Origin of the sequence: Bradyrhizobium sp. BWA-3-5 (genome assembly GCF_032917985.1) — a bacterium.
Lineage (GTDB): Bacteria > Pseudomonadota > Alphaproteobacteria > Rhizobiales > Xanthobacteraceae > Bradyrhizobium.
The window spans coordinates 5,725,793-5,742,246 of sequence record NZ_CP136626.1 but is presented as its reverse complement, the minus strand read 5'-3'; the positions used below and the strand labels follow the sequence as shown (position 1 = coordinate 5,742,246).

Genomic DNA, 16,454 nt, shown 5'->3' with positions numbered 1-16,454 from the left:
GGAGTTGTTTAAGACTGGTTCATGCGGTGCGCATCTCTGCCTGGAACTCGGTGCCATCGGTCCAGATGGCATGGAGCATGACAGCCATTTTGCGTGCGACGGCAACCTTCGCCTTTTTGGCGCCGATGCGTTTGGCCAGCTTGCTGCCCCAGCGCTTGAGCGCAGAACCTCGTCTGACAACGGTCAGCAGGACGTTCGCGGCTTCGAACAAATAAGTTCGAACCTGATGGTCGCCGCGTTTGGAGATGCGGCCCGTGCGATCGATCTCACCGGATAGATGACGTCTTGGTGTTAGGCCGAGATAGGCGCCAACGTCGGCGGAATGTCTAAAGCGAGTGGGATCATCGATGGTAACGACGAAGGAGAGGGCAGTCAGGGGACCGATACCAGGAACGGTCATCATTCGCCGAACAGTTTGGTCGCCCTTTGCCACTGCCAGGAGTTGTCGATCATATTTTTCGATTTGCTCGGTCAAACAGGACTGGGCAAGGAGCAGCGGCGCGAAAATATCTTGCAAATCCGGTGCTTCAGCGAGCACGGCGTCGACTTTGCGAGCCAGGTTGGTCGAACCGGCCTTGCCGAGCACTATTCCGAGCCCCTTACACAGACCGCGCATCTGGTTGTCGAGGTCTCGCCGCAAATTCACCAACTTGGTTCGAGCCGCCAACATCGAACGGGTTTTCCAGCTCTCCGCCCCCTTCACGGCAGCTTCCCGGTACCATCCCATGCGCGCCATTTCGGCCAATCCCTTGGCATCGTTCTGGTCCGATTTGTTGATGCGCATCGATAACGCTGCGTTGGCATGACGCGCATCAAGGCAGATGACGGGAAAGCCTAGCGCCCTGAGCTGGTGCCAAAGCCAATTGGATAGCGAGCCCGTTTCAAAAACGATCCGCTCAGCATTGCCGGCATGCCGCCGCAAGAGTTTAGCGATGGCCTCCGGATCGGTAGGGGCGCTACCTTCGAATGTCACGCCGCCGTTCTCGTCCAAGACGCAAATGCTGGTCTCTTCCATAGAGATGTCCAAACCAACGTACTGCTTCATAGAGCTGCTCCCTTTCGCTATTCCGCGGAGGCAGATCCTATCCAACATCGTGTCTTCGAGAAGCCGTCAGCCGCGATTACGCCATGTTAAGAAGGCGATTGCAGCGGTGAGCGGTCGCTGATGGCTGCGATGAGGGTGGCCATGAAGAGGTACCAAAGAACCCTCATCCAGGCGAGGATGCGGCGGAAGTTGTGACCGACGGCAGAGAGGATGACGTTGGCCGCATCGCCGGCGCGGCCTTTGAGGTAGCAGCGGCCGAGGTGACCATCGGCCTTCAGGTGTCCGATGACCGGTTCGATGGCGGAGCGGCGGCGCAGCTCGTGCTTGATGACACCGAAGACGCCGCGCTTCTGGCCGGAGATGAAGACACGGCGCGGGTTCTGCGCGTCATGGCCGCGATATCCCTTGTCGACATAGGCCCGCTCGATCGGACAGCCGGTGAGTGTCTCGGTGCGGTCGATGACGTGCCGCAGGGTGTGACCGTCGTACGGGTTATTGGGTAGCGCCCTGGCGTGCAGCACGAACAAGCCGCCGGGAGCACGGCGGTTGTTGGTGACGATGGAGGCTTTGACACCGATCTGTGGACCACGCCCGCGTTGCAAGAGGATTCGACAAAGGGACGAAGCGGTCTGCGCCAATCTATCCGGCTTCGATTTGAGGCTCTCGCCTCGAGCCACCATAGATATCCGCCCACTTCCGTCCTCAATAACTCGCCGGCCTCAAGAAGGGTCATGGCGTCGAACCAGGCCTCAGAAGTGTCGGTGCAACCGTTCCTCCATTCGTCCTTTCCGTCTCGCAAACCTCGGCAGGTTATTATGCCTTCCGATCAGATCGCGGTCTGTTGCTCCCTTTACGGCCGTGTTTTACGCGGACTGACCCAAGAAATTGGCGTCGTAGTCATGGCCCCTTGCGAGTAGGCTCCAGGCTATGCGCGCGAGCTTTGCGGCTAGGGCGACAACCAACACGTTCGAGTGGAGCCGCTTGGACGCTTCTTCCAGCCAGGCTCCGAAGCCGTACTTGGGCCAATTTGGGCGCCTCAGGAGTACGGCTCTAGCCCCCTGGATGAACATTCGGACGCCAAGCGGCCAGGCTCGATCATTCCGTCCTCTATCTGCGTGTGCCGCGCCTGTTCGAAGACCTCGCCATGGCCCGTCTCGACGGTCGCTTCCCGCGCCTCATCGATAAGCTCGCGCGTGTCCAGTTGCTCATTCTCGACGACTGGGGAACCCACACCCTCAACGATCAGCAACGCCTCGATCTCCTCGAAATCTTCGAAGAGCGCTACAGGAGCAAATCCACCGTGATCACCGCCCAGCTGCCCGTTGCCCAATGGCACGACATTGCCATCCTCGACCGGATCATCCACAACGCCCACCGTGTCGCCCTTGAAGGCGACAGCATGCGAAGGAAAAAAGCCGCGCGCCCCTTGACGACGTCGAAAACAGCGAAACCAATACCAACTGACATCATCAACCAGGCAACCAGAGCACGCCGCCACGCTGTAGGCGAATTAGCGAAACTGCTGTCCTTCAATTAGCGAAACCGCTGTCCCGTTTTTGCGAAATACGCAGCTTGAGGTTTTGGCCGCGTAACGCGCCGGCCTCGTGCGGCACCCGCAGGCTCTCGGCCAGCAGCAGCTGCAGCTTGTCGCCGAGCCGCTTGCGCCAGTGGCTCAGGTCCGAGCGCTCGTGTGGGAAGGCGTGCTGGAAGAACTCTTCGCCGGTGAAGTACTGGAAATATGGGTCGTGGACCCAGCGCTCGCAGACCCCCTCATCGGACAGGCCGTAAATGTGCTTGAGCAGCAGCAGCCCGATCATGAAGCGGGTTGCGATGCCGGGCCGGCCGTTCTCGCTGTAGAGCGGCGCGATCTCGCCGATCCAGTCCCAATCGACCTTGCCAGCGAGCTGAACCAGCGCGTGCTTCATGTTGATGATCTGGTCCAGCATGGCCCGGAACAGATCGCCCGATCCCGTCGTCCTGTGCTTCTTCGGTCGCATCGCCACCTCCGATGCGACCACGGAATCATCTGGCGATTCGACGGAATCGTGAAAATGAAATTGCAAGGTTCCGATGCCCGAGGCATCAAAACCCTGCAATCCTAAAACACTCCCCAACGACAAATGCGATTCTAGCTCAATCGCTTAGCCGCTCTTCTCGGACAACACTTTACGGCCAAAGCCGCCGATATTGTTGGGCTCTATGTCGCCCCGCCGAAGGCCATTGTGCTATGCGTGGACGAGAAGCCCTCGATTCAGCGAGCGCGGGGCTATTCTGAAGTTGCCCAATTGCCGCGCCTTGACCGGCCAGAGCCACGACTACAAGCGGCATGGCACGACCACGCTCTTGCGGCGCTTGAAGTCGCCAGGAAAATCATCGCGGCGCATTCAAAACGCCGGTGTCGCGTCGAGTTTCTCGAGTTCATGAACGGCGTTACCGAGACCTTTCCGGGCCAAAAGCTTCACGTCATACTCGACAACCTCAAATCAGAAGAAAAACATGGCTCACGGCCTACCCCGACGCGCAATTTCATTTCACGCCGACACGCGCGTCCTGGCTCAATCAGGTCGAAGTATGGTTCTCGATCTTGCAGGGGCAGTAGGTTAGCGGCGCCTCCTTCACAAGCCTGAAGCAAGCTTCAGGAAGAAATCGATGCCTACGCCAACGCGTTCAACTACAAAGCCGGGCCCTTCGTCTGGACCAAGAAAAGGTCCGTCAACGCCGTTTCAACGCCGCCGTATCACTCAGCTCTGATTCCGGGTATTAGATCATCTTGGCCGCAGCACTGTATTGCAAGCGCTCATCACTGAGGCTGCTGTACGTTCCTCGTTGCCCCCGCTGGAGCTTCGGGCGCCGCTCTGTTATGCGTTTCATCTCCGCCGTTGCTCTTGTTACGCGAGGCAAAGGTCCCATAGCTGGCAACAGGAATTGCCGCCCGATCGCCCTTACTTGTCACGACAGATCGATTGTCTAGCAAGTCGAGCGGATCATTGACCATGACCGCCAGATTGTTTCTGGTCGAGCAGCCAAGCGTCGGGTCGAACGAGTTATCGTTAACTGCAGGACCCACGATGAAAAGCGACGGACAGACAGGAGGATGGGCTTCGTAGGTGATTGCCTCGATCCTCACCCCGAAATGGGCGGGCGGAGAGGCGGACAGGCGGATATTATCTGGGGAAATGCCGATCGCGCGGGCCTCGTGGGCCACCTGTACAATGAGCCGGGGTGAGCCAGTGACACTGACATGGAGTGCATCCCGCCGGCCGCGACTTGCATCCGCAATGAAACTGCGCAGCCGGTGCCTTTCCGAGCCACGAAGGCTCTGAAGGAACAAGACGCTGTTCTTCTGCTCCACTTGAGTCGCTTGTTCAGCCGGCCCAAAATGAATCGAAGCACTGTGTGCGCATCCGCCTAATGTTGCCGCAATAGCAATCAATTGGCACAATTGTCGCAACATCATTTGACGATCCTCATTCGATGATAAAGCCGGCGCTGCCCGTCGATCCTGGTGCGCTGGTGCCGGGAGCATCGCGGTCTCGGGCAGGCCGTGCCAGCGTGTTCGTCAAAATACGCCCGGCGTCTGAGGGCGGTGCAATGCGGTTGGTCGGCGTACTCATCTGGGCCGGGTTTGATACGGGCCGCACGATGTAAGGAGTGACAACAATGACCAGCTCGCTTTCGCGTTTTTGAAAAGATGAGGAGCGGAAAAGCGCACCGAGGATCGGCACGTCACCCAGCCAAGGAAACTCACCGACGTCAGTGTCGAAGTTGCGCCTGATGAGCCCGCCAATTGCAAAGCTCTGACCGCTGGCCAGCTCGACAACCGTGTTGGCACGCCGCGTCGAGAGGGCTGGGACGGCCATTCCGTTGATTTTGACTTCACCTTCGGTCGATAGTTCGCTAACTTCGGGCTTCACACGGATATTGATCTGATTGTTGTTGAGAACCGTCGGGACGAATTCCAGACTCACTCCGAACTGGCGGAATTGGACCGAAACCTGCCGATTGTCTTGCATGACCGGAATGGGAAATTCGCCGCCGGCCAGGAAGCTTGCGGGCTCGCCGGACATTGCCGTCAGATTGGGCTCAGCCAGGATCGAGGCGAGGTGCTCGCTGGCGAGCGCATCGAGAGCAGCGTTCACGTTGATATTGCCGGCGCTGAACGCGATACCGATCGTGCCACCGCCGCCCGCCGCGCCGGAACCGGCAGCTTTGCCAGTAGCAATGAAAGTGCCGCCTTGGCTCGAAGCGGAGAGAGTGATGCCGAGCTTCTTGACGGCACTGCGGGAGACTTCTGCCACGCGCACGCTGAGATTCACCTGCAATGAGCCGGCCACCTGGATCTTGTTGACGACCAGCGCACCCGCCCCGAGAAACTGCTCGGTGATCTTCTTGGCGGTCTCGACAACATCGGCATTGGGCGCGGTACCGCTAAGGATCGCGCCGCGCGGGGTATAACTGACCTGGATCGGATAGTCGCCGACCTCGGCTTTCAGCGTGGCACGCAGATCCTCGATGGGTTGCGTGACGATCACGCGCAGCTCGGCCAAAGCCTTCCCGTTTTCGTTCAAGGCGAACAGGCTGGTCCGTCCGGACTTTTTGCCAAACACGAAAATCGTCGTGTTCGACGGCGCCTGGTAATCGGCAATGGTAGGATCGGCAACAAAGATGCTCGCCGCTGGCGCGCTCAGATGAACCGTCTTGCCCTGTGAGGACGTAAGGTTCAGCGTGCCGGTGATGCTGCCAGGCGCCGCATGCGGCGGCTCTGAGTTGCCATCCCGCTTGGTCTGAGCTGCGGCAGCAAGTGGAAGCAGCAGAGCGAGTGCGCACAGGGCGTAGCAGAGACGAGACAGAGCGGCAGAACGGAGTCCGCTGACGACCATCGACGGCTCATCAGCCCGGGCAGCATTGTTAACGACCTTCAATGGATTGTTGCTTTCAAGTTCGATCGGCTAGGCGGCCGATGCTGCGCCAACGAGTTCAAGCGTGTAACCGACACCCCGCTTGGTCTTGATCCTTAGCGTTGCACCCGCCTGGCTCAAATGCGTGCGTAAGCGATAGATCCCGACTTCCAGCGCATTGGTCGAGACCTCGTCGTCGAACGCATACAGGCTGCCCTCCAGTGATGTGCGCGGCACGGTGCGGCCGGCGCGGTTGAGCAGATGTTCAAGAATGCACACTTCCCGCCGTGCAATTCTCAGTATTCGACCTCCGACTGAGACTTGCCTCGCGATCGGATCGAAATGCAAATTGCCGAATGTCACGACTGGCGCCGTCATTTGCGTTGACCGCCGCAGAATGGCTCGCATGCGAGCAATGAGTTCGTCGGTAGACACTGGCTTGGGCAAAAAATCATCTGCACCGGCATTGAAACTCGCAATCCGTCGGCTGCGATTGTTGAGACTGCTCATCATCATGGCCGGTATTGAACGTCCCTCGCGCCGCAACTGCTTCAGCCAGTCCAAGCCGTCTCCATCCGGCAAAACCGATTCGAGCAGGAGAATGTGGTAGTTCGCACAATTCAGGGCGTCCACCGCCTCATCTAGGGTGCGCGTCACATCAACAGCGAACCCGCAGTACAAGAGCGCTTCCTTCACAATGCGGGCGAAGTCCGCATGATGATCAATCAGGAGAATTCGCATTTCATCAGCTCTCGTCCATCAACGCCAAGACCTGAGCGCGTCACGGTTGACCATGAGGTTCGACGAAACCCTCTTTGACCTGAACGCCAAGGGCTGGGAGCGACGAAGCAGAGCATGCTGGACGGCGATCAATCCCGATGAACCCTTCGTCATGGAATGGACAAGTGGGGCGATCTGCCAGGGTCTGCACCCGTGGTCGGGGACGCTCAACATGCCCTTTGTGCCATGAGGAGCGCCGATATCACTCACCGAGCCGAACGCATTAGCAGCAGGCTGATGCATCTGTACGCCGATCGCGGCCAGGCCTGCACGCGCTGAGCCTGCGCGTTCGATATCGATGGCGCGAGATTGCGCAATTGAAGCCAAAGCGCAGGAGAGAGCGGCTGGATTTGTGGCTGAGTAAACTCGCGAGACAGGCATCTGGAAACTCCCCAACTTACCTCAATCCGCGGTCAATCTTGCTAGGCTATCCATCCTGTGGCGCCGCCAAGGCACGACAATGCAAGTTTTACCACGTTTGAAGACAGTTCACGTCGCGCACCTGGCCGATGACTCTAGAGGCTGCAATGCGCGACGAAGCGATCGACGCCTCCGACTAGAGGGAAATCCTCCCCTAGCCAGAATAGATTCTATGACGGCAACGATCCCGACCTTCGGTCGCGTTAGACGTCCCGGACACTGCAGTCGATAAGGGCTGGGCAGGGCCGCAGACCGGCGCCATGACGCATTTTTTTGAGGTGGGTACGTTTTTAAAGTGGTTACGCCAGTTGCATCCGGTCGCTTTGGATGAAGGGCGGAATGATCGAAGCTTAAACTTGGAGTTGCGCTGTGCGCGGCAAGGGCGAGGTAAAGACAGCTCGCGTTGTTCTCGATCGCTCCATCGTGCTTCGGCTGCAACGGGTCCGACGCGGCTTCCTCTGCTCTGCACAGCTGCGATGTCGGAGGTGCGCCTTCGAGAGAGTGGCCGAGCAGCGTGATGGCGTGGAGCGGCGGGGCCTTGAGCTTTAGAGACGTTCGCAATTCTTGCTACCCGTTAAAGTGTTCGCGCGAGCGAGGTTCTGTGTCGCGAGGTTTGTCGGAAACCCTGTGCGAGGTCTGTCGGAAATTCTACAATCTGACGCGAGGTAAGATTCAAGTGCCTTTGCCGGCTGGTCAGGACTAGCCTCAAACTTGCAGGCGTGCTGAAGCAGCGACGACACAGTCTGGCCCGGCGCTCCACCTGCGGACGGCGATGCCTTCGAGAAGAGTGGCCGAGCAGCGTGATGGCGTGGAGCGGCGGGGCCTTGAGCTTTAGAGACGTTCGCAATTCTTGCTACCCGTTAAAGTGTTCGCGCGAGCGAGGTTCTGTGTCGCGAGGTTTGTCGGAAACGCTGCGCGAGGTCTGTCGGAAATTCTACAATCTGACGCTAGGTAAGATTCAAGTGCCTTTGCCGGCTGGTCAGGGCTAGCCTCAAACTTGCAGGCGTGCTGAAGCAGCGACGACAAAGTCTGGCCCGGCCCTCCACCTGCGACGGCGATCGGTCTAGCTCTTTCCAACGTCGCGAGCATTTCGTCTGTAGGACTTAACATGGATGCAGACACGCGATTGCCCACCTCGAACTGACCGGCAAGGGACTGAAGAGAGAATCGATTGTCACACCACATTCGGGAAGGCCGCCTCCAATGATCGCGATCGACTATGCGACATTTAGGCAAGGTCGGAAAAATCGATTGTTTTGATGGAGCACATCCAGGCGACGGATAGGCCTCGCGGGGTGCGGTCGCTTGGCGCTAGCCGACGCGAGCGTTTATCTGATCTGGCGACGCGATCACGCGCCATCGCGCGTCGAGCATCAGGCACCGAGCTAGAGCTTGAGTGTCATTCGGCCTGCAATATTGGCTCTGACTCACTTTGATGCAGTTTGGGGGATGTCTGGCGCTTTGGTTGGAGGAGAATCAGCGCCATGCAGCAGGCACTTCACCGCTCCAGTTTGGTGCCGCGTGGGTTTGTTGTAGAGAGTGCTTACTACGAGGATGATAAGGCGATTGTTGTGGTTCGGGCTTCCAGGAGCGTCGGCCTGTGCCCGTCGTGCGGAACGGTTTCCCGACGTGTCCATAGCCGCTACCGGCGCCGTGTTACTGATCTGCCGCTCTCGGGTCGGATCGTCCAGCTCCTGGTGATCGCTCGCCGTTTTCGCTGCGATGCGGTTCTGTGCGGGCGTCAGATCTTCACCGAGCGCTTCGGCGAAGGCGTCCTGGCACCATCGGCGCGCCGCACGGCAAGGCTGGATACTATCGTTCATCATCTCGGCTTGGCGCTTGGTGGTCGAGCGGCAGCAAGCTTCGCTAAACGGCTGACCTTGCCGATGAGCAAGGACACGCTCCTGCGTGTCGTTCGGCGCCGTACCCGTCCCCCGGGCTGGTCCCGTCAGGGTCATCGGCATTGTTGACTGGGCCTGGCGGCGCAATCACTGCTACGCCAGCATCATCTGCAACTTAGAAAGAGGACGGATCGTCATTTTGCTGCCGGATCGTGAGCCCGCGACAGCTCAAGCCTGGCTCGCCGCTCATCCCACGATCGCAATCGTCGCTCGTGACCGTGGCGGCGGATATGGCGAAGCCGCGGCCAAGGCCCTGCCGCACGCAGTACAGGTCGCCGACCGTTGGCATCTGATGGAGAATGCCAGTCGGTCCTTCCTGGACGCCGTCCGCAAATCGATGCGTCAGATACGCACCGTTATTGGCGCGACGACGATCGATCCCAAGCTGCTCACAGCTGCCGAGCGCCTGCAGTATGAGGGCTATCTGCGCCGCGAGGAGACCAACGCGGCCATCCTGGCTCTGTCGAAGAATGGCATATCTATCAAGCAGATCGTGCGTCAGACCGGCCACAGCAGGAAGCTGGTGCGACAGGTGGTCCGCGGCGAACGTCACGATGTGTTCCGAACCCGGCAAAGTTCGTTGGATCTGCACTTGCCCTGGCTGGACGATCAATGGGCGTCCGGCTGCCGCAATGGAGCTGAACTTTGGCGCCGCTTAAGAGGGCGTGGCTTCCGAGGCTCGCTTCGCGTCATCAGCGAGTGGGCGACCCGCAGACGACGAGCGGAAAGGACCGACGCACAAAATCTTCAGAGGATTCCGTCGGCCAGAACGATCGCTCGCCTCATGACAATGGGACGGGACTTGCTTACCAAAGCGGAGACCATCACGGTCGCGGCGATCGAAGCTGGTGTGCCGACCCTGGTCGAGGCTCGCGAGATCATCGCCGAATTCCACCTGCTGATCCGGCGCAAGACCGAGGCGGGCCTCACCCCTTGGATCGAGCGCGCTCGATCCAGTCTCGCCGGCTCGTTCGCCAGCGGCGTCGCGAGGGACGAAGCGGCGGTTCGAGCGGCAATCACGTCGCCCTGGTCGAACGGACAACCGAAGGACAGATCACGCGCCTCAAGCTCGTCAGGCGTCAAATGTATGGCCGCGGGAAGATCGATTCGCTCCAAGCCCGGCTAATCGGCGCAGAGTGAAAGAAGCTGCACCAAAATTGCGTCAGAGCCAAATTTGAACGCCGATTGACACTTCGAACCTTCTACCGGCATCCAGCGCTGGTCCGCGTTGAAAACTTGGGGTGTAAGGGTGGCCGAGCGACGCGGTCTTTGCCGCGCAGTCGTAGCGGTCGCACGAAAATTGGCGATCGGGATGCATCGGATCTGCGCAGCTGGAAGCGAATTCCGATGGATCCGCGAGGAGGCGATCGCATGATCAATTAGCAATTCAGCGGATCCCCGAAAAGCGGGGCGACATCCTGCGAGGACGAGGTCGCGATGACTGCGCCGCAACCCTGTAGCCTGCAGTACGCGCCTAATGGATAGCAGCTCCCGATCTTCGGACTACCATCCTGAGGCGGCTATCATCGACGTCATAGACGAGAGCGAGCCTGCAGGCTGTCGCAAACAAGCTGAAGCCTTTTACCAGCAACCGCAATCAGACAAGAGGTTGCACATGAATTGCGGCGTTACTGCTGATCCTTCGGAGTAGCTCCGCCAGCCGCGTCGGGGGCCGATGGACTAGACTCTTCGGGTGGCGTACCTGTTCTTAGTTCCGGCGCCGCAGTGCATTCACCCGCCCAGAGCTTCGTCCCCTTGACCGTTCCAACAAGCTTGCAACCAACGGACGCCCTCGGCTTCACCTGAACGAGCGGCTTGGTGCCGATGGTCGGCTGCTTTACCGGTGTTGCGCCTTGAGCGAGCGCAAGCGTGGGAATGAGCAATATAGCGAAACAGAGCGCCATCCTCATAACTGGTTCCACCTCTTCAAAAGGGCGCGTCCGCAAGAATCAACCTACCAACTTGTTGGCATGCGCCAGATCCTCCAATGCGTCGGACAGATCAAAATCGGCTCATCGGCCCAGGCATTGTACCAGATCCCCCGCCTTCGGCGGCATGGAAAGCCCAATGGAATAATCCCATTCTTATCGACTTCGCCAACTTCCAAAACGCAATCTTCCGGCGCGAGTTGGATCGGTAGCCACAGCACACCCCGACACGACATCATCCGACATCATCCCTAGGCCTAAAGGGTACGTGAAATTAAAGCCGCCACCTGCCTTTGGAAGCTACCGATCTGTCTGAACGCATCCTGCCGTTCTGATCCTTCGGGAAGCAGTTGCGCGGTTTCCCATAAACTAGCTAACAACCTCTTCATGTCTTTTAATTCATCGGCCTCGGGCATTCCAGCTGTGCGTCGGCTCAACGGTGAGTCCTCATCGTAGGAATGGATATTGGTGTGAGGGCCGCGGCGGGAAAGCGCCGCAAGTAAGGGAAGAGAGAAAGTACAAAATGGCGGTGTCTATGCAATTGCGGCGCGGAATCTTCTGGCGCAGCAAAGGGTGCTCTTCTCCACGCACGTGGCCTAACATCGATCCCCACGCTTTACTCATGTTGAATGCGCGGATCAGCCAGCGCTTGCGGCATCTCTGTGTCATACGATTGTCATACTAGCCGGGTGCGTTCTAGGACCCCGGCACCGACAATCATATCAAGAACTTGACCTGAAGCCGTCGCTAAGATTGTACTGCTCGTCGTACGCTCGTCACGAGCGCGCCTATGAAAACAACGACTCGATCCACATATCGAGCTGGACCAGCCCTCACCGAGTAAGACGAGAAGCACGTGGTCCCGTATATGCGTGTGCTTGATGCTGATCATCAAGGCGCCGACTGGCGTGACGTCTGTCGGATCGTGCTGCGCATCGATCCTGACCGCGCGCGGCTCGCATTCGAAAGCCACCTCTCTCGTGCGAGATGGATGACAGAAGCGAGGTTATCACCATTTGTTGCGATGCGGCTCGTGATCATCCCCAAGCCGGACTCTAACACGCGCGATCTAGACACGGGCCTACGAGTTGTTCCGGCTCTCGTTCCATCGACCATTCATTAACTGAAAACCATACAAAATGATCAGAAGATTTTAGCGAAACAAACTCGCCTCCGCCGCGTCATTTAGTTAGAGACAGACCATGATAACCGAGCGCCAGTTCAAAGAGCAAGAGGTCCAAAATCGCTCGTTATCGGCTTCTGGAACGGGAGGTCACCGATCCACTTGCCGCAAGTCTCCTACACATCATCATCCTAGAACTTGAGGCTGAACTTCAGAAGGATTGGGAACAGTACCGGTTGGCGGGCGCTGCGAGCGCGCATAGAAGCCTTCCCGCATAGCCGCACCGCTTATCTCGTCACTAACGATGCGCACCGCTCGCTTCTTTCTCCAGCCGCGCTCTAATTGTGCAGGCACTGGCGCTTATCGTAGGATCACGAGAAGCTGGCTCTTTCCTCGAACGTATACGTCGAACATGCCGATCACCCCCAACCCAAGTGGACTATAGGCGCGACATATGCAGATTTAGGTGTCAAAAGCGCAACATCTTGGTTGAAAACTGGGATTGGAAATCCCGCTGCGTGATCTCGCTCGAAATTTGATGCCATGGCACCTGGCTCCGACAAGCCGCTCGATTTCGGCCTTCGCCTTCGCGTGCTCTTGCCGAATTCGCCCGTTGCTTGCTGGGCGTGCGACGAGGGGACTGGTCGAGATCTTCAGATGAGGTACATCGACGATTTGCCACTCAGACGCGGGATTCACGCGAGAAGGAGTTTGCCGGTCGATGGATTTTCACCAATCGAACGCAGTTCCAAATCTGTCTTCCCGAATAAAGCGGGTTACGCAAGATACCATGGCCGCGTTTTGCCGTTGCCGTCGAATGGGTTTTCAGCACGATCTATGAATACAACGCGCTTGTGATGTGAGTTTTCATTTGTGATTGTCCTTGGCTGTTGAATTCTGATCGCACGATGTTAGAAGTCAACGCAACAAGACTCGGAGAGACGATGCCTGCCAAGAAGAAAACTGTTCGCCGCCCCTGGACCAAAGATGATGTGCGACAATTGAAGGCCATGGCGAAGACAAAATCAGGGGTTAACAAGATTGCGAAGGCACTCAAACGGACCGTCGGCGCAACGTCAGTCAAGGCCGCAAAGCTTGGTGTATCGCTCGCGACGCACTGAGATTAATGGCTGGCCGCCCCTTTTTGCCAAGGATTCACTTCTCCCACGGTCATGAGCGCGGCGCCCGTTGTTAGAGCGCACAATTGAGGCATGCAACGTTTGGTGAAAGCTACGGCGTAACGACCAAGCCGGTGACCTCACGAAAGATGGAGAAGTCCCGCGCCCGTACTGCTCGTAGCGCTCCTTCGGATATTCAATGCTTTCTTTGTGCGTCAATTAGATTGAGAGCTTGCCCGCGTTCTCCCCATTCTGTTCTGAATTGCCGCCTTAATCCGCGGGATTGGTCCTTCAAGGTGTTGCCCACGCTGATGACGGTCGCGGCACGAACACCCCTTTGCGGCTGTTCTTCATGGAAACCTCGGCGTTTCTTGCCCTCGGCCAATGCCGGAGCAGTCACAACAACCCCAAGGCTGGCGAGCAATTCAGTAAAGACGCGACGATGAATCTCCGTTGGACGTTCCTTGCGACTATTCCGGCTAGACCTGGTTGATCAGGAGGTCTGACACCGCTCCTGCCTTGAAGCCAACGGATCGGAGTCATCCACTGGCCGTAACGGAGCACGATGTCGGTACTAGCCTCGAAATCCGCTATGAACTTTGGGCCATCCGCGATGAAGGCTGCGCCTGCGAAGGACTCTAGCTTTTCCAGACCGGGGAGCAGCTGGTCTACTAGCGCCCAGACCGGTCGGAAATACTCATGCGGAAACTGCAACGCAGGCAGGTGGGATCGCGTTTGGGCACTGACGCCGTGTCATCCTCGGAGCGGATTCAACAAATGTGAACCAGCTCGCCTTCTGCTCGATGTCAGTTCCGCGGCGCGCTAGGCGAGATGTTTCTCGATTCGCTTTGCTTGTGGCCAGCTACCACCAAGTGAAAACCGGTCCGTCGCCGTGAACACACCCGGTTTGGCGGGCGGCACGATGGGGAGACCGTCGCAGGAAGCCTGGCAGGATTGACCTGCGCCGACGTCAAAGCCGGGGGCCGTCGGATCGGCGCCCAAACGGATTCCGGTCGAGGCGCAAAGCGCAGCGAGGGCCAACCCGGTAGCAATACTGCGTTTAATTCTTCCCTGCTTTGTTCGTTTCGTGGAGCCTAGAACAAGAAGCCGAGCGACACTGCGTACACGATGGCGGTCGCGACGACAGCACCAATTACAAATCGCCAGAGGGGCGCGCCCTTCATTCCGTTCCGGCAGCATCGCCAACGCCCGCATCAACTGTGCGTTTGCCGTGGATCGCGGAGCCAACGAGACGCTGGCGCTTGTAGATGACATCAAAGATCAGGGCCGCCAGCAGCGCGATCACCCATAGGAGGATATTGAACTGATGGTAGTGGAGATGCGCGAAATGGCGGCCCTGCTTGAAGGGACGTAGCTCCGCCATTGGAGCGAAACTTGGAGTTTGTTCAGCCAAGCCTGCATGATCTTGATCTCGGAGACCCCGAAATCATCGCTAGACGTTTTGGTGAATATAGAATCTGATTCGTGATTGTTCGCAAAAGGTACATATTGGCTATGTGCGGCACGCAAACCGGAAATCAGTGGCGACTAATACACGGCTTGAAATGAGACGATGCGCGTTTCGCCTGCCTAGAATCCTCGCGCGACTAATTAATGTAGGCTTGGTGCTCCGTACGAGATAACGGTAGGCACGCTCGCTCAGCCACATGGCACGGGCAAGATGACTTTCATAAGCCTTTCCTGCTCGATCAGGCTCGCCGTCGGAATCGATGTGTAGGACAATTTGCGCGATTTCCCGCCAATCAGCACCGTCTGCACCAACAGGTAGTGAGGTGTTAGGTGTCGTAAGGCGTCAGCACCGGACTTTTGGGGGCCGTTTCGGCGACATTTGGATCGAGTGACAGGTCTTCTCTCGGCATCCTAGCGCCTAACGGGTATGACCGCTCACCCGTGCTGTAGCTGACACTATTAACCTGGCCCGGGCCGTCAAGCGCTTGGTCGGCATCGCTCGATGCACTTGCTGCAAAGCCGCCGTTGCCCCTTCGGAATGAAATTAGAGAAGTTCATCCGAGCGGTAAATTGTGTTGGTACGGATCGGATCGCACGCCGGCCGTACGGCAGTTGAGTCTTTTCATGGGATTGAACTAGCAATCATATTGCCGTTCGCCAGCGTATTTGCGTCGAATGTTCGTAGTCGACGCGGATTTTCTGCGTCGTTTTGCGTTCACGCGATGATCAGCGCGAGCCGAGGGGCTCTTTAGAACGCAGCAGAGCGCAGCGGCGCCAATTTCCGCAATGATGCACGTAGCGTGAGAGGGTTCTCGTAAGGCGGCTGAGCTCGTTGGCTTTCAGAAATAAAGCGCAAAAGAGCCGCGGGCGCACAATTTCTTCGTGCATCTGTAACACGTGCCTAACCATCTGCCCATTGAAAACTGTCGCAATTCCTGTTCGCCGTCTGGTAGCACGATTGGGCCGCGACGAATTTGCGGTCATGCTGGCCGCTGACATTTCGCCCACGGAGGCGAGCGATTTCGCCGCCCGACTGATACTGACCTTGAGTGCGCCTTAGGAGATCGACGGCAATCAGGTTGTGATCGGCGCTTCCATTGGGATCGCGCTTTCACCGGGCCATAGCACGAGCAGCGAGTAGCTGATGCGCAACGCCGAGTCGGTATTCCTGGCGGAGACAGAAGCCAATATCGCGATCTTGCATCAATTGCACGAACTCAGCGTCTCCATATCGTTGGATGATTTCGGCACCGGCTATTCGAGTCTTAGCTACTTGCGCAGCTTCCATTCGACAAGATCAAGATCGACCGCTCATTTGTGAAGGATCTCGCGAAACGTTCCGATTGCCTCGCCATCGTGCGCGCGATCTCGGGCCTCGGGCGTAGCTTTAATATGACCACGACCGCCGAAGGCGGTGGAGACCACCGAGCAACTTGATTGGCTGCGCGTAGAGGGCTGCAACGAAGTACAAGGAATCCCGTTCAGCGGCGCCAAGCCGGCCGCCGAGGTGAGCAGCTCTTGCTTCGATTTGGCGCGAGGGCTTCCAAGGTCGCGTAAATTTCGACAGTCGAAGAATGTGGGCCCGGACCCGTCCGCGTCGCGTGATCGTGAATTCGACAAGTTATTTCAGGAACAGACTGCGAACGGATCGAGACTCTCGTTATGCGGGAGATCAAATCGTAAGCCTATCGTGAGCGCTAAGGGCCTCGCACCATTTTGCCGTCTCGTCCGCCTTCGGAAAGCGCTCTGTGTAGGGACCGCTCCGCGCCGG

At 58.0% G+C, this 16,454-nt stretch carries 6 protein-coding genes and 8 pseudogenes; 7 read left to right on the top strand and 7 right to left on the bottom strand.

Annotated features, from left to right (window positions below; translation table 11 throughout):
* Positions 1-19 precede the first annotated feature (19 nt).
* Positions 20-1,045, bottom strand: coding sequence for an IS110 family transposase (locus tag RX331_RS27690; RefSeq protein WP_317252780.1), 1,026 nt, complete (start codon positions 1,043-1,045; stop codon positions 20-22).
* An 86-nt stretch (positions 1,046-1,131) separates the two neighbouring features.
* Positions 1,132-1,626: pseudogene (locus tag RX331_RS27685) on the bottom strand (IS5/IS1182 family transposase); the annotation flags it as partial.
* Positions 1,627-2,117: 491 nt separating this feature from the next.
* On the opposite strand from RX331_RS27685, the pseudogene RX331_RS27680 reads away from it, so the two are divergent.
* Positions 2,118-2,453: pseudogene (locus RX331_RS27680) on the top strand (ATP-binding protein); the annotation flags it as partial.
* 163 nt (positions 2,454-2,616) lie between these two features.
* Here the strand turns inward: RX331_RS27680 and RX331_RS27675 are convergent.
* Positions 2,617-3,042, bottom strand: a pseudogene (locus RX331_RS27675) (transposase); the annotation flags it as partial.
* Between the two features lie 165 nt (positions 3,043-3,207).
* On the opposite strand from RX331_RS27675, the pseudogene RX331_RS27670 reads away from it, so the two are divergent.
* Positions 3,208-3,796, top strand: a pseudogene (locus tag RX331_RS27670) (transposase); the annotation flags it as partial.
* A 49-nt stretch (positions 3,797-3,845) separates the two neighbouring features.
* Here the strand turns inward: RX331_RS27670 and RX331_RS27665 are convergent.
* The 3 genes from RX331_RS27665 to RX331_RS27655 are packed head-to-tail and all read right to left on the bottom strand — an operon-like array spanning position 3,846 to position 6,684.
* Positions 3,846-4,502 (bottom strand): CpaD family pilus assembly lipoprotein, encoded by a 657-nt coding sequence (locus RX331_RS27665; protein WP_317252779.1) that lies wholly within the window; start codon positions 4,500-4,502, stop codon positions 3,846-3,848.
* 10 nt (positions 4,503-4,512) lie between these two features.
* Complete coding sequence (locus RX331_RS27660) at positions 4,513-5,967, bottom strand: type II and III secretion system protein family protein (RefSeq protein WP_317252778.1); 1,455 nt, start codon at positions 5,965-5,967, stop codon at positions 4,513-4,515.
* Positions 5,968-5,994: 27 nt separating this feature from the next.
* Positions 5,995-6,684, bottom strand: a complete 690-nt coding sequence (locus tag RX331_RS27655) for a response regulator transcription factor (RefSeq protein WP_317252777.1) — start codon at positions 6,682-6,684, stop codon at positions 5,995-5,997.
* Positions 6,685-8,627: 1,943 nt separating this feature from the next.
* Here RX331_RS27655 and RX331_RS27650 point away from each other — a divergent pair.
* From RX331_RS27650 to RX331_RS27630, 4 genes and pseudogenes are all read left to right on the top strand, one after another.
* A pseudogene (locus RX331_RS27650) lies at positions 8,628-10,184 on the top strand (ISL3 family transposase).
* 76 nt (positions 10,185-10,260) lie between these two features.
* A pseudogene (locus tag RX331_RS27645) lies at positions 10,261-10,419 on the top strand (IS110 family transposase); the annotation flags it as partial.
* Between the two features lie 1,397 nt (positions 10,420-11,816).
* Positions 11,817-12,009, top strand: a pseudogene (locus RX331_RS27640) (DUF2285 domain-containing protein); the annotation flags it as partial.
* A gap of 1,030 nt (positions 12,010-13,039) precedes the next feature.
* Positions 13,040-13,216, top strand: a complete 177-nt coding sequence (locus tag RX331_RS27630) for a hypothetical protein (RefSeq protein ID WP_198164386.1) — start codon at positions 13,040-13,042, stop codon at positions 13,214-13,216.
* Positions 13,217-14,393: 1,177 nt separating this feature from the next.
* Here the strand turns inward: RX331_RS27630 and RX331_RS27625 are convergent.
* On the bottom strand, positions 14,394-14,627 hold the full coding sequence (locus RX331_RS27625) for a hypothetical protein (RefSeq protein WP_317252776.1): 234 nt from the start codon (positions 14,625-14,627) through the stop codon (positions 14,394-14,396).
* A 1,212-nt stretch (positions 14,628-15,839) separates the two neighbouring features.
* Between RX331_RS27625 and RX331_RS27615 the strand changes: the two are divergent.
* Positions 15,840-16,240, top strand: a pseudogene (locus tag RX331_RS27615) (EAL domain-containing protein); the annotation flags it as partial.
* Between the last annotated feature and the right edge of the window lie 214 nt (positions 16,241-16,454).

What these genes read in the sequence shown, in the direction of transcription:
- RX331_RS27690 (WP_317252780.1), bottom strand. Translation starts at nt 1,045, where the DNA reads ATGAAGCAGTACGTTGGTTTGGACATCTCTATGGAAGAGACCAGCATT.
- RX331_RS27665 (WP_317252779.1), bottom strand. Translation starts at nt 4,502, where the DNA reads ATGATGTTGCGACAATTGTGCCAATTGATTGCTATTGCGGCAACATTA.
- RX331_RS27655 (WP_317252777.1), bottom strand. Translation starts at nt 6,684, where the DNA reads ATGCGAATTCTCCTGATTGATCATCATGCGGACTTCGCCCGCATTGTG.
- RX331_RS27630 (WP_198164386.1), top strand. Translation starts at nt 13,040, where the DNA reads ATGCCTGCCAAGAAGAAAACTGTTCGCCGCCCCTGGACCAAAGATGAT.